The sequence below is a fragment of the Afipia felis ATCC 53690 genome (assembly GCF_000314735.2).
In the GTDB taxonomy this organism is placed as follows: domain Bacteria; phylum Pseudomonadota; class Alphaproteobacteria; order Rhizobiales; family Xanthobacteraceae; genus Afipia; species Afipia felis.
The window spans coordinates 450,007-468,238 of the sequence record NZ_KB375270.1; the positions used below are offsets into that span (position 1 = coordinate 450,007).

The 18,232-nt window shown below is 62.1% G+C and carries 19 protein-coding genes; 15 read left to right on the forward strand and 4 right to left on the reverse strand.

Translation table 11 applies throughout. The annotated features are described in order from the left end of the window. Window positions 1-83: 83 nt before the first annotated feature. A complete protein-coding gene (locus HMPREF9697_RS02325) occupies window positions 84-2,273 on the reverse strand; it encodes a lytic transglycosylase domain-containing protein (protein ID WP_002715537.1) in 2,190 nt (729 codons plus the stop codon). A 350-nt stretch (window positions 2,274-2,623) separates the two neighbouring features. On the opposite strand from HMPREF9697_RS02325, the gene dapA reads away from it, so the two are divergent. The 4 genes from dapA to HMPREF9697_RS02345 all read left to right on the forward strand — a co-directional run bounded on the left by dapA (window position 2,624) and on the right by HMPREF9697_RS02345 (window position 5,120). Further along, complete coding sequence (dapA, locus tag HMPREF9697_RS02330; protein ID WP_002715538.1) at window positions 2,624-3,517, forward strand: 4-hydroxy-tetrahydrodipicolinate synthase; 894 nt, start codon at window positions 2,624-2,626, stop codon at window positions 3,515-3,517. Between the two features lie 51 nt (window positions 3,518-3,568). Next, on the forward strand, window positions 3,569-3,985 hold the full coding sequence (mscL, locus tag HMPREF9697_RS02335) for a large conductance mechanosensitive channel protein MscL (RefSeq protein ID WP_002715539.1): 417 nt from the start codon (window positions 3,569-3,571) through the stop codon (window positions 3,983-3,985). A gap of 24 nt (window positions 3,986-4,009) precedes the next feature. Then, the gene (gene smpB / locus HMPREF9697_RS02340; RefSeq protein WP_002715540.1) at window positions 4,010-4,483 is read left to right on the forward strand and encodes an SsrA-binding protein SmpB; all 474 of its coding nucleotides are present in this window, start codon (window positions 4,010-4,012) and stop codon (window positions 4,481-4,483) included. Window positions 4,484-4,544: 61 nt separating this feature from the next. Beyond that, complete coding sequence (locus HMPREF9697_RS02345; RefSeq protein WP_002715541.1) at window positions 4,545-5,120, forward strand: peroxiredoxin; 576 nt, start codon at window positions 4,545-4,547, stop codon at window positions 5,118-5,120. On the opposite strand, the gene HMPREF9697_RS02350 is transcribed toward HMPREF9697_RS02345, so the two are convergent. Together HMPREF9697_RS02350 and HMPREF9697_RS02355 are read right to left on the reverse strand one after the other, a co-directional pair. After that, a complete protein-coding gene (locus tag HMPREF9697_RS02350; protein ID WP_002715542.1) occupies window positions 5,117-5,839 on the reverse strand; it encodes a uracil-DNA glycosylase in 723 nt (240 codons plus the stop codon). The genes HMPREF9697_RS02345 and HMPREF9697_RS02350 overlap by 4 nt on opposite strands. Next, window positions 5,817-6,455, reverse strand: a complete 639-nt coding sequence (locus HMPREF9697_RS02355; protein ID WP_002715543.1) for a LabA-like NYN domain-containing protein — start codon at window positions 6,453-6,455, stop codon at window positions 5,817-5,819. Before HMPREF9697_RS02355 ends, HMPREF9697_RS02350 begins: the two co-directional genes overlap by 23 nt. Before the next feature lie 304 nt (window positions 6,456-6,759). On the opposite strand from HMPREF9697_RS02355, the gene rpoZ reads away from it, so the two are divergent. The 10 genes from rpoZ (at window position 6,760) to recO (ending at window position 15,360) form a co-directional block, all read left to right on the forward strand. After that, window positions 6,760-7,152, forward strand: a complete 393-nt coding sequence (gene rpoZ, locus HMPREF9697_RS02360; RefSeq protein ID WP_002715544.1) for a DNA-directed RNA polymerase subunit omega — start codon at window positions 6,760-6,762, stop codon at window positions 7,150-7,152. Between the two features lie 204 nt (window positions 7,153-7,356). Beyond that, window positions 7,357-9,624, forward strand: coding sequence for a RelA/SpoT family protein (locus HMPREF9697_RS02365; protein WP_040307776.1), 2,268 nt, complete (start codon window positions 7,357-7,359; stop codon window positions 9,622-9,624). Window positions 9,625-9,641: 17 nt separating this feature from the next. After that, window positions 9,642-10,400 carry a pyridoxine 5'-phosphate synthase gene (locus HMPREF9697_RS02370; protein ID WP_002715546.1) on the forward strand — a complete coding sequence of 253 codons (759 nt, stop codon included), beginning with the start codon at window positions 9,642-9,644 and terminating at the stop codon, window positions 10,398-10,400. After that, window positions 10,397-10,819, forward strand: coding sequence for a holo-ACP synthase (gene acpS, locus HMPREF9697_RS02375; protein WP_002715547.1), 423 nt, complete (start codon window positions 10,397-10,399; stop codon window positions 10,817-10,819). Before HMPREF9697_RS02370 ends, acpS begins: the two co-directional genes overlap by 4 nt. A 165-nt stretch (window positions 10,820-10,984) precedes the next feature. Further along, the gene (gene lepB / locus HMPREF9697_RS02380) at window positions 10,985-11,746 is read left to right on the forward strand and encodes a signal peptidase I (RefSeq protein WP_002715548.1); all 762 of its coding nucleotides are present in this window, start codon (window positions 10,985-10,987) and stop codon (window positions 11,744-11,746) included. Then, window positions 11,743-12,615 carry a ribonuclease III gene (rnc, locus tag HMPREF9697_RS02385; RefSeq protein ID WP_002715549.1) on the forward strand — a complete coding sequence of 291 codons (873 nt, stop codon included), beginning with the start codon at window positions 11,743-11,745 and terminating at the stop codon, window positions 12,613-12,615. The genes lepB and rnc overlap by 4 nt, the downstream gene beginning before the upstream one ends. Then, window positions 12,608-13,528, forward strand: coding sequence for a GTPase Era (gene era, locus HMPREF9697_RS02390; protein ID WP_002715550.1), 921 nt, complete (start codon window positions 12,608-12,610; stop codon window positions 13,526-13,528). Before rnc ends, era begins: the two co-directional genes overlap by 8 nt. Further along, the gene (locus HMPREF9697_RS02395; protein WP_002715551.1) at window positions 13,525-13,914 is read left to right on the forward strand and encodes a hypothetical protein; all 390 of its coding nucleotides are present in this window, start codon (window positions 13,525-13,527) and stop codon (window positions 13,912-13,914) included. The genes era and HMPREF9697_RS02395 overlap by 4 nt, the downstream gene beginning before the upstream one ends. Before the next feature lie 182 nt (window positions 13,915-14,096). Next, the gene (locus HMPREF9697_RS02400) at window positions 14,097-14,561 is read left to right on the forward strand and encodes a hypothetical protein (protein ID WP_002715552.1); all 465 of its coding nucleotides are present in this window, start codon (window positions 14,097-14,099) and stop codon (window positions 14,559-14,561) included. Between the two features lie 49 nt (window positions 14,562-14,610). Beyond that, complete coding sequence (recO, locus tag HMPREF9697_RS02405) at window positions 14,611-15,360, forward strand: DNA repair protein RecO (protein ID WP_002715553.1); 750 nt, start codon at window positions 14,611-14,613, stop codon at window positions 15,358-15,360. Between the two features lie 65 nt (window positions 15,361-15,425). On the opposite strand, the gene HMPREF9697_RS02410 is transcribed toward recO, so the two are convergent. Next, the gene (locus HMPREF9697_RS02410; protein ID WP_002715554.1) at window positions 15,426-15,698 is read right to left on the reverse strand and encodes a hypothetical protein; all 273 of its coding nucleotides are present in this window, start codon (window positions 15,696-15,698) and stop codon (window positions 15,426-15,428) included. A 208-nt stretch (window positions 15,699-15,906) separates the two neighbouring features. On the opposite strand from HMPREF9697_RS02410, the gene parC reads away from it, so the two are divergent. Continuing rightward, a complete protein-coding gene (gene parC, locus HMPREF9697_RS02415; RefSeq protein ID WP_002715555.1) occupies window positions 15,907-18,162 on the forward strand; it encodes a DNA topoisomerase IV subunit A in 2,256 nt (751 codons plus the stop codon). The last annotated feature ends 70 nt before the right edge of the window (window positions 18,163-18,232 follow it).

Below are 18,232 nucleotides of genomic sequence, written 5' to 3' on the forward strand. Positions count from 1 at the left end.
TCGCGATTTGCCCGACGTTATGTTGCGACCGTACGGAGCGCCAGAAAAGGTTCTGCTCGGCGATGTCGGCACAGAAAACGTTGTTACTGCACCGCGCCCCGGCGCAGGTCGGCCTCGATCATCAACTGATGGCTGCCGCCGAAGCGGGCGCGATAGACCTGCAGGTTTTCCATCACGCGCTGGACGTAATTGCGCGTCTCCGAGAACGGGATCAGTTCGACCCAATCCACCGCGTCCACGCTCGAGTCGCGCGGGTCACCATAGCGTTCGATCCATTTCCGCACGCTGCCGCGTCCCGCATTGTAGCCCGCGAATGTCATGATGTAGGAGCCGCGATAATCGTCGATCAGGCCGCCGAGTTCGGCCGAGCCGAGCGTAGCGTTGTAGGACGGATCGTTTTTCAGGCGGCCCATATCGAACGTGCCGCCATACTTCTTGGTGACGTATTTGCCCGCCGCTGGAGTCACCTGCATCAGACCATAGGCATTGGCGGGCGATACGATGGACGGGTTGAAGGCGCTCTCCTGCCGCGCGATGGCGAAGACGATGGATTTTTCGACCGCGGGGCCCATGTTGCGATAGGGCGGAATGCCGTTGACGGGATAGGCATAGTGGTCGAACGGCAAGCCCCGGTTCAGTGCGGCTTTTCCGGCCACAAGCATCCCGCGAGGGTCGTTGTTGCGCTCCGCCGCCTCGCAGAGCGCGGCCAGCGCGTCGCGGTCAGCATTGTCGCCCATGTCGGCCATGATAGGGATGATGTAGTCTTCCTCATCCAGCGCGTAGAGAATTTCGACCGCACGCACGATCTCCAGCCGATCCGCGCCGCGTGGTGTGGCGGGCTTGCTGCTCAGGCCCAATTGCGGAAGGTGCAGCTTCGCGCGTGCGAGTTGGCCGTAATAGCTGGTGGAGTGGATGGCCGCGGCCTGATAGGCGGCGTGAGCCTCCTGTTGGCGACCTGCAGCTTCCGCGGCGCGGCCTTGCCAGTACCCGGCCCGTGCCTTTGCAGTCGGGTTCGTGGTGTTGATTCCGATGTGGGCGAAATGCTGCGCGGCCGTCGCGGGATCGTTGAGGAAGCGCAGCGCGATCCAGCCTGCGGTGAATTCACGTTCGGTCTTGTAGATGCCGCGCTCGGGCACTGCGGCATCGCGCGCCACACGATAGGCGGTGCGCTTCTCGCCGATATCGAGCAGTTTGCGTGCAAGCAGCCGCCGTTCGATCCACCATTCGTTGGTGTTGACGAGGCGGGACGGTTCGCGGGGTGCGTCCAGCATCAGGCGCGCGGCATCGATGATTTTGTCTTCGCGCCGCAGGTACTGGATCCTGCTCAGAATATAGATCGGGTCGCTGTGCAGGTTCGCGGGCACCGCCGCGAGCAAGGCCTTCGCATTGGAGGCCTTGCGGTTCAGGCCGATCCGCGCCTTCACGAGCGCGACATAGCCGCCGCCGAGGTGCTTGGCTGCGCGCAGTGCGCCGTCGGTGTCGCTGCCATAGGCCAGATTATCCATCCGGCGCTTGAAATCGCCGCCGCTGAGAAAGGCCGAGAATTGCGACAGCGCCGCATCCTCGACGGCGGAGGAAAAGGAATCCTCATGCCATGCCTCACGCACCAGCCGTTCGGCGCGTGCGCGGTCGCCGCGATTGAGCAGGGCGCGTGCCAGCGCAAAACGGCCCTTGGCCGAGATCGGCTGATCGGCGCCGAAGAACGAGAGCACGGTGTTGTCGTCGCGGCGGTCATCCCACAGCGCGGCCTCGCCACGGCGACGGAAGAAAATCTGACTTGGCCAGCTTGGGTTCTCCGTGATGAAGGCCAGATAGCGGTCGGAGGAGGCGCCATTGTCCTCGCTGCGCAGGATGATCCATTCCGACAGCTTGCGGGCCAGAGGATCGCTGATCGAGCTTTGCAGTTGGGTGGCGTCCGACTGGCGCTTGGCGCGGACGAGATTGATGATCTGTTCGAGCGCCTGCAGGTCTGCTTTCGAGGTCGTCGAGGTGGAGGCGACGGCGAGCGGCGCACGGGATTTTTTTGGTGTCAGCGCCTGTGGCGGTGGCGCAGCTTGCACCGGAGGCTTCGCCGCCAGTGGCGCAGGTTGTGCGCCGGAGAGTTTCGGCGCGGCAGGAAGCTGCGACAGCGACTTCGCGGTCTGGGGGATCACGCTACGCGGGACAGGACGCGGCTTCGGCAGAGGCACTGCAAGGAGGGTGGCGGGCGCGAGTGCCGCAAGGATCAGCGCGCTACCTGCGAGCGCGGCGATTTTCAAGGGAGCAGAAACCACGGCCTTCCTTCGCTGCGAATCATATCGTCGCCGTCAGCGACAGGTCTAATCTATTGGATTCAGACGCCAAACAGGAATTTGATCGGAGCGGCCTAGTGTCCCGAATCAGAAGTTCGCTTGAAGGGTTCGCGGAGAAAGCGAAGCGAACCTCCTGAACCATCACACTAGATGGCGCAAAAGGGCGGCGAATTCGGGGCCGGTGAAGCCACACTTGCCGATAAAGACAGGCGGAATTGCTGCACCGCCCTTTCATCGTCGCGCGGGAGCCGGTATTTATTCGGGCTTGCCTGCGATAATCGCGGCGTTCCGGGCTCGGTGAGCCGGATTTAAGGACTGCGTGGAGAAAGATGATGTCGGTGACCAAGAACAAGCTTCGGGGTTCCTTTACGGCCTTGGTCACCCCTTTCAAAAACGGCAGCCTGGACGAAGAGGCTATGCGCCAACTCGTCAGCTGGCAGATCGCAGAGGGCTCGAACGGCCTGGTTCCTGTCGGCACAACCGGCGAAAGCCCGACCTTGAACCACGACGAGCACAACAAGGTGGTCGAGTGGTGCGTGCAGGAGGCGAAGGGCCGCGTACCGGTGATCGCCGGTGCCGGCTCGAACTCGACCACGGAAGCGGTCGCGCTCGCAAGGCACGCGGAGAAGGCCGGCGCGGACGCCGTGCTGGTCGTGACGCCTTACTACAACAAGCCCACGCAGGAGGGGATGTATCACCACTTCAAGGCGGTGAACGATGCGATCGGCATTCCGATCATCATCTACAACATTCCGCCGCGCTCGGTGGTCGATCTCTCGGTCGAGACGATGACACGGCTGTTCGAATTGAAGAACATCGCGGGCGTGAAGGATGCGACAGCCAATCTCGCGCGCGTGTCGCAGCAGCGTCACGCCATGGGACCGGATTTCATCCAGATGTCGGGCGAGGACATGACTGCGCTCGCCTATATGGCTGCGGGCGGGCATGGCTGTATCTCCGTCACGGCTAATATCGCGCCGAAGCCATGCGCCGATCTGATGGCGGCTGTTTTCAAAGGGGACTACGCGGGCGCCCTGAAGATTCAGGACAGGCTGGTGCCATTGCATGACGCCATTTTCAAGGAGCCCGGCGTTGCAGGGGCCAAGCACGGTCTCAAGCTGTTGGGCAAGCTGGAGGAGGAGGTTCGTCCGCCGTTGATGCCGGTGACGCCGCTCGTTGGGAGGGCCATTCGCGATGCGATGGTCCATGCCGGGGTGCTGAACTAGAATACTTTAGAGAACACCGTTCGCTGCTTTGGTCGAAAAGGAGAGGATTCGATGCTCAAGGAATTTCGCGAGTTCGCAATGAAGGGCAATGTCGTCGACCTCGCGGTCGGCGTCATCATCGGTGCGGCGTTCGGTGCCATCGTCACGTCTCTGGTCGGTGATGTCATTATGCCAGTGATCGGCGCGATCACCGGTGGCCTCGACTTTTCGAACTATTACACGGGCCTCTCGAAAGCCGTTACCGCGACCAACCTGGCGGATGCCAAGAAGCAGGGTGCCGTGCTTGCTTGGGGTAGCTTCCTCACCGTGACGCTGAACTTCCTGATTGTCGCTTTCGTGCTGTTCATCGTGATCCGCCTCATCAACCAGCTCAAGCGCAAGGATGAGGCCAAGCCGGCCGAGCCCCCGGCGCCGACGAAGGACCAGGAATTGCTCACGGAAATCCGTGACCTGCTGAAGGCGAAGTGACGCCTATGATTCGAAACCGCTGCAATGGCTGAGAAAAAGGAACGCCCGATCAAGGTCGTTGCGGAGAACCGCAAGGCGCGATTCAACTATTCGATCGAGGACACCATCGAGGCCGGTGTGATGCTCACCGGCACCGAGGTGAAGTCGGCGCGTAATGGCAAAAGTACCATCGCCGAGTCCTATGCGGATTCGAAGGGCGGGGAGATTTGGCTCGTCAACGCCAACATCCCCGAATATTTGCAGGCGAACCGTTTCAACCACGAGCCGCGCAGGCCGCGCAAATTGCTGCTGCATAAGCGGCAAATCAACAGGTTGATCGGCGCGATCGAGCGCGAAGGCATGACCCTCATCCCGCTGAAGATGTATTTCAACGAGCAGGGCCGGCTGAAGCTCGAACTTGCGCTCGCCAAGGGCAAGAAGCTGCACGACAAGCGGGAAACGGAAAAGAAACGCGACTGGTCGCGTGAAAAGAGCCGGTTGCTGCGGGCGAGGGGATGAGTGGCGCTGATCGTCGTCAGTGCTCCTCGCCATCAGAGGATGTGACAGAGGAGCATCGACGATGAACCAGCCAAACCTGATGGGAGTCGACTGGAGTGCGATTCCTGCTCCGGAAGACGACGGCGCGGCCGCGCATCTTGCAGGCCAGCGGTTTCCCGAAATAGCGCTGACCGGTACGAACGGCGAAAGCATCGTGCTGTTGCGGCAGCCCGGCCGGATCGTGGTGTTCGCCTATCCGCGCACGGGTGAACCCGGCAAGATCGGCCTGACCGAAGACTGGGATATGATCCCGGGTGCGCGCGGCTGCACGCCGCAGACTTGTTCATTCCGCGATCTTGCAAGCGATTTGAAGGCGGCGGGTGCTGGCCGCGTGTTTGGCCTGTCCACCCAGACCACGGATTACCAGCGCGAAATGGTTGAACGGTTGCACGTGCCGTTTGCCGTGCTGTCGGATCACAAGCTCGAATTGACGCGGGCCTTGAAGCTGCCGACGATGGATGTCGCGGGGCAGACCTTGTTGAAGCGGCTCGCGCTGATAGCGGACGAGGGCGTCATCACCCATGTTTTCTATCCGGTGTTTCCGCCGGATCGCAACGCAGCCGACGTGCTGGCGTGGCTCAGGGCAAATCCCGTCTAGCGATCGAGATACGCCCGCACGCTCGAAAACACCGCCTGAAACATCTTGGGAGTCAGCACGCCCGTGTTGGTGTTGTAGCGCGAGCAATGATAGCTGCTGAACAGGCGGATCGCGTCATGCTGGAATTCGCCGCCATGCTTGAAGGGTGCTGTGCGCAGCGCCAGGCCTAGCGCCTTCAGCGTCGAGTCATGCGAGATGCGCCCAAGCGTGACGATGGCGCGCAGGCGCGGCATCTCCTTGATGGTCTCGATCAGGAAGCGGCGGCAGGTATGAATCTCCGCCGTCGTTGGCTTGTTCTGCGGCGGCACACAATGCACCGCGTTGCTGATGCGGCAGCCTGTCAGCTTCAGGCCGTCGTCGGGACGCTCCTGATACGTGCCGGCAGCGAAACCGTAATCGAGCAGGGTCTGGTAGAGGAGATCACCGGCATAATCGCCGGTGAAAGGGCGTCCGGTCCGGTTGGCACCTTGCAGGCCAGGCGCGAGACCGACGATCAACAGCGGTGCCGCGATCGGGCCGAACTGCGGCACGGGCGCATTGAACCAATCGGGATGTGCTGCGCGATTGTCCTCGCGGAAGGCGACCAGGCGGGAGCAGAGGGGACAGTCGCGGTCGGGACGGGATTGGGGGGAAGTAGAAGCGGAATGACCCGAGGCCGCCTTGGGTTTTACCTTGGGCCTCGGGTCGGATTTTGGTTTAGTCGTCGTACTCTTCTTCATCGGCCCGCGGTGCAATCGTACTCGTGCTCCGCTGCAGGAATTGCGGCGTGTGCTGGCGCTCCCGAGGCTCGCGCAACGTGGTGCGCTCGCCCGGATCGCGGCCGAGCTTGGATTGGAGCTGGACCAGATCAGTAAAGACATCCGCTTGGCGACGCAACTCGTCCGCGATCATCGGCGGCTGGCTGGAGATGGTGGACACCACGGTGACGCGCACGCCGCGCCGCTGCACGGCCTCGACCAGAGAGCGGAAATCGCCGTCACCGGAGAACAGCACCATGTGGTCGATGTGCTCCGCAAGCTCCATGGCATCGACGGCGAGTTCGATGTCCATATTGCCCTTCACCTTGCGGCGGCCGCTGGCGTCGATGAATTCCTTCGTCGCCTTGGTGACGACGGTGTAGCCGTTGTAATCGAGCCAGTCGATCAACGGGCGGATCGATGAGTATTCCTGATCCTCGATGATGGCCGTGTAGTAGAACGCGCGAACCAGCGTCCCCCGGTTCTGAAATTCAAGTAGCAGACGCTTATAGTCGATATCGAACCCGAGAGTTTTGGCGGTTGCGTAGAGATTGGCCCCATCAATGAAAAGCGCAATTTTATGAGCAGGCGATGTCATCAAAAGATTTCTCGTTCGTTTTCTAAGGTTGTTTTTGGCGCGTTGATTTCGCGCAGGTGCTTCACGACGATACAGTGACTGTGCAATGAAGCAAAACCTTGGCCGGTCAAAGCACAATCCGCTGAAAACTACTCCAGGTAGCCATGGCGTTCCGATAAGCTGAATGGATCGTCAACAGGCCGCGGTTCCGCCACAAAAAGCTAGCAATTTCGGAGGGAATTTGCCGGTTGCGATTCTCGCGTATTCCTTGTATTCAGTGCGGCATCGCAACAAACTTTTCAGCCTGTTTTTACGGAGCGGCATAATGGCGCGCGTTACCGTCGAGGATTGCATCGACAAGGTCGATAACCGGTTTGATCTCGTGCTGCTTGCCGCGCATCGCGCGCGCATGATCTCGTCCGGCTCGCCGATCACGGTCGACCGCGACAACGACAAGAACCCGGTGGTGTCGCTGCGTGAAATCGCGGACCAGACCATTGCTCCGGAAGACCTCAAGGAAGAACTCGTGCACTCGCTGCAGAAGTTCGTCGAGGTGGACGAGCCGGAGCCGGATACGATCCCGCTGATCGGCTCGGCCGGCGCCAGTGTCGATGCCGACGACACCGAGGTGGCCGTCGAACGCATGACCGAAGAGGAGCTGCTCAAGGGTCTGGAAGGCCTCGCGCCGCCGGAAGAGCAGCCCGAGGAAGACGAATAACGGGATACCCGACCGGCCCGAAAGCGGGCCGCGGACGGAATGATGGACAAAGGCCCGGGGGTAGACCCCGGGCTTTTTGTTTTCATGGTCTTTTGTTTTGATCCTGTTCAAGATTTTAGGGCAGGCTTTCTTGCGGTTGGAACCCGGGACGGCGATATTCTCATTCAGGAGATAATCCCGAATCCGGACAGGGTGGTTTTTAAGATGTCGGCTGGACGCCGCAGCGCAGGTCAGATGCAGGCGAGCGCCAATACGGCGGAAGCCGCGGCTGCGCCCAAGCGTCCCGCGCGCGCTCGGCCGAAGATGATGCGCCAGTACGATCTGGTGGACCGGGTCCGGGCCTACAATCCCCATGCCGACGAGGATCTCCTCAACCGCGCCTACGTCTACGCCATGAAAGCCCACGGCGAGCAGAAGCGTGCGTCGGGCGACCCATATTTTTCCCATCCGCTCGAGGTTGCGGCGATCCTGACCGACCTCAAGCTCGACGACGCCACCATCGTGGCCGCGCTGCTGCACGACACGATCGAGGACACCGAGTCCACCCGCGTCGAAATCGATCAGTTGTTCGGCACCGAGATCGGCGCGCTGGTCGAGGGACTGACCAAGCTGAAGCGGCTCGAACTCGTCTCGCGCGAGGCCAAGCAGGCTGAAAACCTGCGCAAGCTTCTGCTCGCGATCTCGAACGACGTGCGTGTGCTGCTGGTGAAGCTCGCCGACCGGCTGCACAACATGCGCACGATGGAGTTCATGCCACCGGCTTCGCGGCAGCGCATCGCCGAGGAGACGCTCGACATCTACGCGCCGCTCGCTGCCCGCATGGGCATGCAGGAAATGCGCGAGGAGCTGGAGGACCTGTCGTTTCAGGTGCTCGATCCCGATGCGCGCGCGGTGGTTACGCAGCGGCTCGATGCGCTGACCGAACTCAACCGCAACCTGATCGGTGAGATCGAAGCGCAGTTGTCCGCGAGTCTGGAGGCGCATGGCCTCGAGGCGGTGGTGAAGGGCCGGCGCAAGCAGCCGTTCTCCATCTGGGTGAAGATGGAGCGCAAGTCGGTCAATTTCGAACAATTGTCCGATATCTTCGGCTTCCGGGTCATCCTGCGGACGCCGGAGGAGTGCTACAGGGCGCTCGGCGTGGTGCACACCACCTGGCCGGTCGTGCCGGGGCGCTTCAAGGATTACATCTCGACGCCGAAGCAGAACGATTATCGCTCGATCCACACCACCGTGATCGGTCCCGGTAATCAGCGTGTCGAACTGCAGATCCGCACCGAGGAGATGGATCGGGTCAACGAATACGGCATCGCCGCGCACTCGTTCTACAAGGAGGGCGTGGATTCTCCGACCGAGATGCTGAAGCGGGAATCGAATGCCTTCGCCTGGTTGCGTCACACCATCGAGATGCTGGCGGAAAGTGCCAACCCGGAGGAATTCCTCGAACACACCAAGATGGAGCTGTTCCACGATCAGGTGTTCTGCTTCACGCCGAAGGGAAAGTTGATCGCGCTGCCGCGCCACGCCAATGTGATCGACTTCGCTTATGCCGTGCACACCGATGTCGGCAACAGCGCGGTTGGTTGCAAGATCAATGGCCAGTTCTCGCCGTTGTCGTCGGAACTGCATAACGGCGATGAGGTCGTGGTGCTGACCTCTCGCGCGCAATCCGCGCCGCCTTCCGCCTGGGAGGCGCTGGCCGTTACCGGCAAGGCGAAAGCCGCAATCCGCCGCGCCACCCGCGCGGCCGTGCGCGATCAATATGCAGGTTTGGGGCGGCGCATCGTCGAACGTCTGTTCGCGCGGGCGAAGATCATTTACGCCGACGACAAGCTCAAGGGAGCGCTGCCGCGTCTCGCGCGTCCCTCCATTGAGGAAGTGATGGCGGCGGTCGGGCGCGGCGAAATGAAGGCCGCCGACGTCGCCCGTGCAATGTATCCTGATTACAAGGAAGAAGCGCGCCTCAGCGGCATCAAGGGCGCCGCCGCGAAGAGCAAGACGTCCGAAGCCACGACCACCAGCACGGCGATTCCGATCCACGGCATCAATTCCGATCTGCCGATCAAATTCGCGCCGAACGGCGGCGCCGTGCCGGGCGATCGTATCGTCGGCATCGTCACGCCGGGCGAGGGCATCACCATCTATCCGATCCAGGCGCCGGCCTTGAAGGATTTCGAGGAGGAGCCCGAACGCTGGGTCGACGTGCGCTGGGACATCGAGGAAAGCGCGACGCGGCGCTTTCCCGCGCGGCTGCACGTGCAGAACGTCAACGAGCCGGGCAGTCTCGCGCAGATCGCGGGCGTGATCGCCGAGCATGACGGCAACATCGACAATATCGGCATGAGCCGCCGCTCGCCGGACTTCACCGATCTCATCATCGATCTTGAGGTCTACGACCTCAAGCATCTGAACGGGATCATCAACCAGTTGCGCGCGAAAGCCGTGGTCGCGAGCGTTGAACGGGTCAACGGCTAACTTTCCGGAACATCTCGATGTCTGTCTCGCCGATCCGCCTTGGGATTAATGTCGATCACGTTGCCACGTTGCGCAATGCGCGGGGCGGTATTCTGCCAGATCCGGTCCGCGCGGCGCTGCTGGCGATCGAGGCGGGCGCGGACGGCATCACCGCGCATCTGCGCGAGGATCGCCGCCATATCCGTGATACCGACATGGCGCGGCTGAAGCAGGAGATTTCAAAGCCGCTGAACTTCGAGATGGCGGTGACCGATGAGATGGTCGGCATCGCACTCGCGACCAGACCGCATGCGGTGTGCCTCGTGCCCGAGCGTCGGATGGAATTGACCACCGAGGGCGGCCTCGACGTCGTGAGGCAGCGGGCAGCGCTTGCGCCCGCCATCGCGAGGTTCAACGAGGCGCACATCCGCACGTCGCTTTTCATTTCGCCCGATCCGGCACAGATCGAGATGGCCGCGCGGCTCAAAGCACCGGTGATCGAGATTCACACCGGCACATGGTGCGACGCGCTAGCTGAGAGAAATGGCAAGGCCGATGCCGAGTGGGAGCGGATCGTCGAGGGCGCGCGGCTTGCGCATTCGCTGGGCCTCGAAGTTCATGCAGGTCACGGCCTCGATTACGCAACCGCCGAGACGATCGCGGCGCTGTCGCAGATCGTCGAACTGAATATCGGCCATTTCCTGATGGGCGAGGCGCTGTTTGTCGGCCTCGCACAGGCCATCGGCACCATGCGCGCCGCCATGGCGCGTGGCCGGGCCAAGGCAGGGCAGGCATGATTCTCGGGATCGGGTCCGACACCATCGATATCCGCCGGGTTGAGCAGGTGATGGAGCGCCACGGCGCGCGGTTCATCGACCGCATCTTCACCGAGGTCGAGCAGACCAAGGCGCAGCGGCGGGCGAAGGCTCCGCGGGCGTTCGTCGCGACTTATGCAAAGCGGTTTGCGGCCAAGGAGGCCTGCGCCAAGGCGTTGGGCACCGGTATCCGGGAAGGGGTGTGGTGGCGGGACATGGGGGTGGTGAACCTCCCCGGTGGCCGACCGACCATGCAGTTGACGGGCGGGGCGCTGACGCGGCTCGAGGCGCTGCTCCCCTCTGGCCATGAGGCGCGGATCGACCTTACGATTACTGACGACTGGCCACTGGCGCAGGCCTTTGTCATCATTTCCGCGGTTCCAAAGGCTTCAGCCACATAGCGCCAGTTCGGGTGCCTATCTCCACTAGCCTTAATTCCAAAGAAATATCAATCGTTTGGTGGATTGCGGCGCCGCCGTTGATTGCGCCAGATGCCGCAAACGTCTAAAACCCGGCCCAGGTGCTTCGGTCCATACCGTGCCCGCCGTTTCAAGGAATCCAGACGAATGAGCACGACATCCGGCACCAAATCCGAAGGTGGGATTGGCGAGGCGATCCGCGTGGTGGTCCACGCGCTCATCATCGCGGCGGTGATCCGTACCTTCCTGTTCCAGCCTTTCAACATTCCGTCGGGCTCGATGGAATCGACATTGCTGGTCGGCGACTATCTGTTCGTCTCGAAGTACTCGTATGGCTACAGCCATTACTCACTGCCGTTTTCGCCGCCACTGTTTTCCGGCCGCATCTTCGGCTCATCGCCGACGCGCGGCGACGTCGTCGTGTTCCGCTTTCCGCGCGAGGACAACATCGACTACATCAAGCGCGTGATCGGCCTGCCGGGCGATCATATCCAGATGAAAGAGGGGCTGCTCTACATCAACGACGTGCCGGTGAAGCGCGAGCGTGTCGCCGATTTCGTCGGCGAGGACCCGTGCGGGTCGGGAGATGCGACCGCGCGCGTCAAGCAGTGGCAGGAGACGCTGCCGAACGGCGTCACCTACAAGACCCTCGATTGCGTCGATAACGGCTATTACGACAACACCGCCGTCTACGTCGTTCCGGAAGGCCACTACTTCATGATGGGCGACAACCGCGATAATTCGAGCGACAGCCGCGTGTCGTCGGGCGTGGGGTATGTGCCGGAGGAGAACCTGATCGGCCGCGCCCAGGTGATTTTCTTCTCCGTTGATAGGGGTGAGCAGGCGTGGCAGTTCTGGCGCTGGCCGGTCAGCGTGCGCTGGAGCCGCCTGTTCTCGGTCGTCAGATGACAGGCGACGTCTTGAGCGCAGCGCCGGTGGAGGACGACAAGCCGCCCGAGGCAAAGCCCGTGGCGGCCAAGACGGTTGAAAAGCCAATCGACAAGGCGTCCGAACGCAAGGTCGAGGCGGATACGCCTGCGGCGGAAGGCAAGCCGAAGAAGCCGCGCCGGCCAAGCGCGAAGGCATTGGTGCGTGAGATTGAAGAGCGCATCGGCCATACCTTCAAGAATCCTGCGCTTCTGAAAACCGCGCTGACACACGTCTCCGCGCTCAAGCCCTCGCAGAACCGCACCGACAGCTATCAGCGGCTGGAATTCCTCGGTGATCACGTACTCGGGCTGATCGTCTCCGACATGCTCTATGGCGCCTTCCCGAAGGCGGACGAGGGTGAGATGTCCAAGCGTCTCGCCGACCTTGTGCGCAAGGAAGCCTGCGTCGATGTTGCGAAGTCGCTCGGGCTGCACGAGAACATCAAGCTCGGCACGGTGGGGGCGGGCGTCGGTGCACGGCTGCGCAACAGCATCGTCGGTGACATCTGCGAGGCCGTGATCGGTGCGATCTTCCTCGATGGTGGCTATAGCGCGGCCGAGCAGTTCGTGATGCGCAACTGGACCGAGCGCATGCGCCGCCCGGTGCGACCGCTGCGCGATCCGAAAACCGTGTTGCAGGAATGGGCGCAGGGCAAGGGATTGCCGACGCCAGTCTATCGCGAGGTCGAGCGCACCGGCCCACATCACGATCCGCGCTTCCGCGTTGCGGTCGATCTGCCGGGGCTCGCCTCGGCGGAAGGCATCGGCTCAAGCAAGCGCGCGGCAGAAAAAGCGGCTGCGTCCGCGTTATTGAGCCGCGAAGGCGTATCCGGCGGCAAGGATGCCTGAATTGTCAGAACAAAATACACCGACGCGGTGCGGCTTCGTCGCATTGATCGGAGCACCGAACGTCGGCAAATCGACATTGGTCAACGCACTGGTCGGCTCGAAAGTCACCATCGTCTCACGCAAGGTGCAGACCACGCGCGCACTGATCCGCGGCATCGTCATCGAGAACAACGCGCAGATCGTGCTGATTGATACGCCCGGCATCTTCCAGCCGAAGCGGCGTCTCGACCGCGCGATGGTATCGACCGCGTGGAGCGGGGCCCATGACGCCGACATGGTCTGCGTGCTGCTCGATGCACGCGCCGGACTTGATGAGGAGGCGGAGTCGATCTTCGCCAAGCTTGAAGGCGTCAAGCATCCGAAATTTCTCGTCATCAACAAGATCGATCTTGTGGCACGCGAGAAGCTTCTTGCGCTGGCGCAGACAGCCAACGAGCGGATCGCGTTCCAGCAGACTTTCATGATCTCGGCGATGTCGGGCGACGGTGTCGACGATCTGCGCCGTGCGCTGGCGGAGGCGATGCCCGAGGGGCCTTATCACTATCCTGAAGACCAGATGTCGGATGCACCGCTGCGTCATCTGGCCGCGGAAATCACTCGCGAAAAAATCTACCGGAATTTGCATCAGGAATTACCGTATCAATCGACGGTGGAAACCGACAGTTGGAAAGAACTGAAGGACCAATCCGTTCGTATCGAGCAGACCATCTTCGTCGAGCGCGACAGCCAGCGAAAAATCGTGCTTGGCAAAGGCGGCGCCACCATCAAGGCGATCGGTGCGGATGCCCGTAAGGAGATCGCCGACATTCTTGGACAGAAAGTGCATCTGTTTCTGTTCGTGAAGGTACGCGACAATTGGGGCGACGATCCCGAGCGTTATCGGGAGATGGGACTGGAGTTTCCGAAGGAATGAAAGGCTTTGAGCCTGTTGTACCGGAGAACGTGCGGCGTTTTGAAATCTGCCTTTATGCTTCGCTGCTTCTCGATACGCTTTCGTTTCCCTTGCGCCAGATCCCCGAAGACGTGCCACGCATCACGGTGGCGGCCTCCGCGATTTTCAGCGCGAGTCTGATCCTGTTGTTTTGCCATCTGGTGTGGCTTGCGGCACATCGGCGGCGCAACTGGGCACGGCTGGTTCTGATGGTGTCGCTCGGCCTGTCGATCCTCACGCTCGTCAGCGTGCTGCGTCATGAGGGCTGGTCGTTCGCAAACGTGCTCGATATCGGCTCGACGGTGTTGACGGGTTTCGGGATCTATCAGTCCTTCACCGGCGACGCCGAGGGCTGGTTTCAGTCCTGACGTTTCTCGGCGCTTCGTGAGATCGTAGTGCGAGATATTGCCCATCGCAGGTAAAATCTGCCGCGTCAAAATCTCGCGGACATACTGCGCTGGCGCCGTATGTCATTGAAACAGATGACCCGATCGTTTGGCTCGTGATTTGCTTGAAGTAATCCTATCGCACCACGCCGAGGGGATCGGGAATGCAGGTTCAGTCTTCGACATCGTCGCCCACGCTCGCCGTGCTGGCATCCGTGACGCGTTCTGCGTCGGAGGAGCAGGATACGTCTGGCACTCAGGCTGCGACGGGCTCAGGCACGGCGTCGGGGACCAGCCGTTATGATTTTTCGAACATGACACCGGCGCAAATGCGCGACGCGGTGAACCGGATGATCCGCAGTGGCGAACTCAACCTCGACGAGACCGGCAGCCTGTTGTCCATCATGGCGCCGCCGTCGGCGCGGCTGAAGGTCGATGGAACAACGGTGTCCAAGGCTGGAGGCGAGCAGATCGACAATACGCCGGTCGATGCCTTCGCGAAGCTGCGCGACGGAATTGCGGGTGCCCGGTGGCGGAATGACAGCGCGGCGGAGGCGGCGCTGTCGCGAACGCTCGCCGCGCTCCAGCGTGTGCAGGGAACGGTATCCTCGGTCGATATTCTGGCCTGAGGGCGAGAGCCGCGAGGCGATTTTCCGCCGGATCGTGTAAGATCGATTCATGGAATGGACCGACGAAGGCATCATCCTCGGCACGCGGCGGCATGGCGAATCCAATGCCATCGTCGAACTGCTGACGCGCAGCCACGGCCGCCATCTCGGTCTGGTGCGCGGCGGGGCAGGCACGCGGATGCGGCCGCTGCTGCAGCCGGGTAATTCGGTCAGCGCGGTCTGGCGCGCCCGGCTCGACGAGCATCTTGGCTATTACGCGATGGAGGGGACGCGGCTGCGCGCGGCGACCATGCTGGCGTGCCCCCATGCCGCCTATGGCATCACGCATCTTGCAGCGTTGGCGCGGCTGTTGCCGGAGCGTGACCCGCATGACGGCATTTACGACATGCTGGAAACGATCCTGGACGATTTCGATGAGCCTGTCGTCGCAGCCACGCACGTCGTGCGTTTCGAAATGGCGATGCTGGACGAGCTAGGTTTCGGCCTCGATCTGTCGAGTTGCGCCGCGACGGGGACGCAAGCCGACCTGATCTACGTATCGCCTAAATCCGGCCGCGCGGTATCGCAGGCCGCCGGAGAGCCTTGGCGCGAACGGCTGTTGCCGCTGCCGCTATTCCTGCGTGCAGGCCATGAGGCGAGTGGGGTGGATACCGAGCGGGACATGATGGAAGGTTTCCGGCTGACCGGGCTGTTCCTGCTGCGTAATGTGCTGGAGCCGCGCGGGCAGGGCCATTCCGATGCACGGGGCGGTTTCATCGCCGCAGTGGCTCGCTCCTGGGTTCAATTGGCCGCCGGGTGAACGCGATCCAAACGAAAAACGGGCCGGAAAATATCCGGCCCGTTTCGTAAAATAAGTTGTGGTGCTCACCAACGGCGATAATAGCGCGGACCACCATAATAGGGGCGCGGGCCGTAGTAAGGACGCGGGCCATAATAACGCGGGCCGGTACGGTAGCAGCTACGCACCCACTGCCAGCCGTTCCAGACGCGGCGGCAGACCAGGGCGACGCTCTCTGCCTGGGTCGACGGCGCGCCGGTGATGCCCGGAAGCGTCATGGCCTCGGCACGCGGGCTGGCCAGGCTGGCGGCGCCTGCGATGACGGCTGCGGCAATGGCGGTCAGAACGACACGTTTCATTTTTCTCCTCCTGTGGGTCCTTTCAGGGCGGTAACCCATCCGGTCCGCTCAGGTTCCATGGAACTGGAACTCTTTGACAATATCAGGGCAGCCGCTTTTGTCATTCGGAGCCGAGGACCGCGGGTCGGAAAATGACCGCCTGCCGGGATGATTCGGCGGCCTCATTCCATCCTTGTCCCCTTCAGCGGCAGGCGTTAACCCCAGCGGCATGGGCAAGACACTGATTCCCCCCGAACCGCAGGACGTTCAGGAAGTCGCGCTGCGCGAGGCGCTCGAAGAGCGCTATCTCGCTTATGCGCTCTCCACCATCATGCACCGGGCGCTGCCGGACGCGCGCGACGGGCTGAAGCCGGTCCACCGGCGTATCCTCTACGGTATGCGGCTGCTGCGGCTCGATCCGGCCTCGCCGTTCAAGAAGTCGGCCAAGATCGTCGGCGACGTGATGGGCGGATTTCACCCGCACGGCGACCAGGCGATTTATGACGCGCTGGTGCGCCTCGCGCAGGATTTCTCCTCGCGCTATCCGCTGGTGGACGGGCAGGGCAATTTCGGCAACATCGACGGCGATAACCCGGCGGCGATGCGTTACACCGAATCGCGCCTCACCGTTGTGGCGCGGTTGCTGCTCGAAGGGCTGGATGAGGACGCGGTCGAATTCCGTCCGACCTATGACGGTAGCGACAAAGAGCCGGTGGTCTTGCCGGGCGGCTTTCCCAATCTGCTCGCCAATGGCGCGCAGGGCATTGCGGTCGGCATGGCCACCTCGATTCCGCCGCACAATGCCGCCGAACTTTGCGACGCCGCGCTGCATCTGATCGACAAACCCGCGACCAAGACGCGCGGCCTGCTGCGTTACGTCAAGGGTCCGGATTTTCCGACCGGTGGCATCATCGTCGACTCGCAGGAGTCGATCGCGGAGGCCTACGCTACCGGGCGCGGCGGGTTCCGCGTGCGCGCCAAATGGCATCAGGAAGACGGTGCGCGCGGTACCTGGAATGTCGTTGTCACCGAAATTCCGTGGCTGGTGCAAAAGTCGCGGCTGATCGAGCGTATCGCCGAGCTTCTCAACGAGAAGAAGCTGCTGCTGGTCGGCGACATCCGCGACGAATCCGCCGAGGACATCCGTATCGTCATCGAGCCGAAATCGAGGAATGTCGATCCGGCCGTGCTGATGGAGACGCTGTTCAAGCAGACCGATCTCGAAAGCCGGATTCCGCTGAACCTCAACGTGCTGGTGAAGGGCCGCATTCCCAAGGTGCTGGGCCTCGCCGAATGCCTGCGCGAGTGGCTCGACCATCTGCGCGACGTGCTGGTGCGCCGCGCCAACTATCGCAAGAACCAGATCGAGCACCGGCTCGAAGTGCTGGGCGGCTACCTGATCGCGTACCTGAACCTCGACAAGGTCATCAAGATCATCCGCACCGAGGACGAGCCGAAGCCCGTCCTCATCAAGACCTTCAAACTCACCGATATCCAAGCCGATTCCATCCTCAATATGCGGCTGCGCAATTTGCGCAAGCTGGAGGAGATGGAAATTCGCGGCGAGGACAAGGATCTTCGCAACGAGCTGAAAGGTATCAAGGCCGTGCTCGCGTCCGAAGACGAGCAGTGGAAGAAGGTCGGCGAGCAGGTCAAGAAGGTCCGCGAGCTGTTCGGGCCGAAAACGCCGCTCGGCAAGCGCCGCACCCAGTTCGCCGACGCGCCGGAGCACGATCTCGCGGCCATCGAGGAAGCGCTGGTCGAGCGCGAGCCGGTCACTGTCGTTGTGTCCGACAAGGGCTGGGTTCGCACGCTCAAAGGCCATGTCGAGGATCTGTCGAACCTGTCCTTCAAGACGGACGACAAGCTCGGCTTTGCTTTCTTCGCGGAGTCGACCTCGAAACTGCTGGCGCTCGCCACCAATGGCCGTTTCTACACGCTTGATGCACAGAAGCTGCCGGGCGGACGCGGTCACGGCGATCCGATTCGCATGTACATTGATCTCGAGGGCGATGCGAACATTGTGTCGCTGTTCGTCAATACCGGTGGGCGCAAGTTCCTGATTGCGAGCCACGACGGGCAGGGCTTCGTCGTCAATGAGGACGATTGCGTCGGCAACACACGCAAAGGCAAGCAGGTGCTCAACGTCAGTGCGCCGAACGAAGCGGCTGCGCTTACGCGCGTCGACGGCGACACCGTCGCGGTAATCGGCGAGAACCGCAAGATGCTGGTCTTCCCGCTCGATCAGGTGCCGGAGATGGCGCGTGGCAAGGGTGTGCGCCTACAGCGCTACAAGGATGGCGGTCTGTCGGATATCACCACCTTCACCGCGAAGGATGGCCTGACGTGGAAGGATTCCGCCGGGCGCGAATTCTCGGCGACGTGGAAAGAACTGACTGAGTGGCGCGGCAACCGCGCCGACGCCGGTCGCCTGCCGCCGAAGGGTTTCCCGAAGTCGAACAAGTTCGGCAAGGGGATCGCATAAGCGATCCATTGCCGCGGCCGCTTGCGAGAGCAGGCGAGTTGCGGCAATCCTCTCTGCGCAATGCAGGAGA

Excerpts from the sequence above, each read along its gene's own strand:
- recO (WP_002715553.1), top strand. The coding sequence starts at position 14,611 with ATGGAATGGACCGACGAAGGCATCATCCTCGGCACGCGGCGGCATGGC.
- rnc (WP_002715549.1), top strand. The coding sequence starts at position 11,743 with ATGACAGGCGACGTCTTGAGCGCAGCGCCGGTGGAGGACGACAAGCCG.
- HMPREF9697_RS02365 (WP_040307776.1), top strand. The coding sequence starts at position 7,357 with ATGTCGGCTGGACGCCGCAGCGCAGGTCAGATGCAGGCGAGCGCCAAT.
- rpoZ (WP_002715544.1), top strand. The coding sequence starts at position 6,760 with ATGGCGCGCGTTACCGTCGAGGATTGCATCGACAAGGTCGATAACCGG.
- HMPREF9697_RS02400 (WP_002715552.1), top strand. The coding sequence starts at position 14,097 with ATGCAGGTTCAGTCTTCGACATCGTCGCCCACGCTCGCCGTGCTGGCA.
- HMPREF9697_RS02410 (WP_002715554.1), bottom strand. The coding sequence starts at position 15,698 with ATGAAACGTGTCGTTCTGACCGCCATTGCCGCAGCCGTCATCGCAGGC.
- smpB (WP_002715540.1), top strand. The coding sequence starts at position 4,010 with ATGGCTGAGAAAAAGGAACGCCCGATCAAGGTCGTTGCGGAGAACCGC.
- HMPREF9697_RS02345 (WP_002715541.1), top strand. The coding sequence starts at position 4,545 with ATGAACCAGCCAAACCTGATGGGAGTCGACTGGAGTGCGATTCCTGCT.
- era (WP_002715550.1), top strand. The coding sequence starts at position 12,608 with ATGCCTGAATTGTCAGAACAAAATACACCGACGCGGTGCGGCTTCGTC.
- dapA (WP_002715538.1), top strand. The coding sequence starts at position 2,624 with ATGTCGGTGACCAAGAACAAGCTTCGGGGTTCCTTTACGGCCTTGGTC.
- HMPREF9697_RS02370 (WP_002715546.1), top strand. The coding sequence starts at position 9,642 with ATGTCTGTCTCGCCGATCCGCCTTGGGATTAATGTCGATCACGTTGCC.
- parC (WP_002715555.1), top strand. The coding sequence starts at position 15,907 with ATGGGCAAGACACTGATTCCCCCCGAACCGCAGGACGTTCAGGAAGTC.
- HMPREF9697_RS02350 (WP_002715542.1), bottom strand. The coding sequence starts at position 5,839 with ATGAAGAAGAGTACGACGACTAAACCAAAATCCGACCCGAGGCCCAAG.
- HMPREF9697_RS02395 (WP_002715551.1), top strand. The coding sequence starts at position 13,525 with ATGAAAGGCTTTGAGCCTGTTGTACCGGAGAACGTGCGGCGTTTTGAA.
- acpS (WP_002715547.1), top strand. The coding sequence starts at position 10,397 with ATGATTCTCGGGATCGGGTCCGACACCATCGATATCCGCCGGGTTGAG.
- lepB (WP_002715548.1), top strand. The coding sequence starts at position 10,985 with ATGAGCACGACATCCGGCACCAAATCCGAAGGTGGGATTGGCGAGGCG.
- HMPREF9697_RS02355 (WP_002715543.1), bottom strand. The coding sequence starts at position 6,455 with ATGACATCGCCTGCTCATAAAATTGCGCTTTTCATTGATGGGGCCAAT.
- mscL (WP_002715539.1), top strand. The coding sequence starts at position 3,569 with ATGCTCAAGGAATTTCGCGAGTTCGCAATGAAGGGCAATGTCGTCGAC.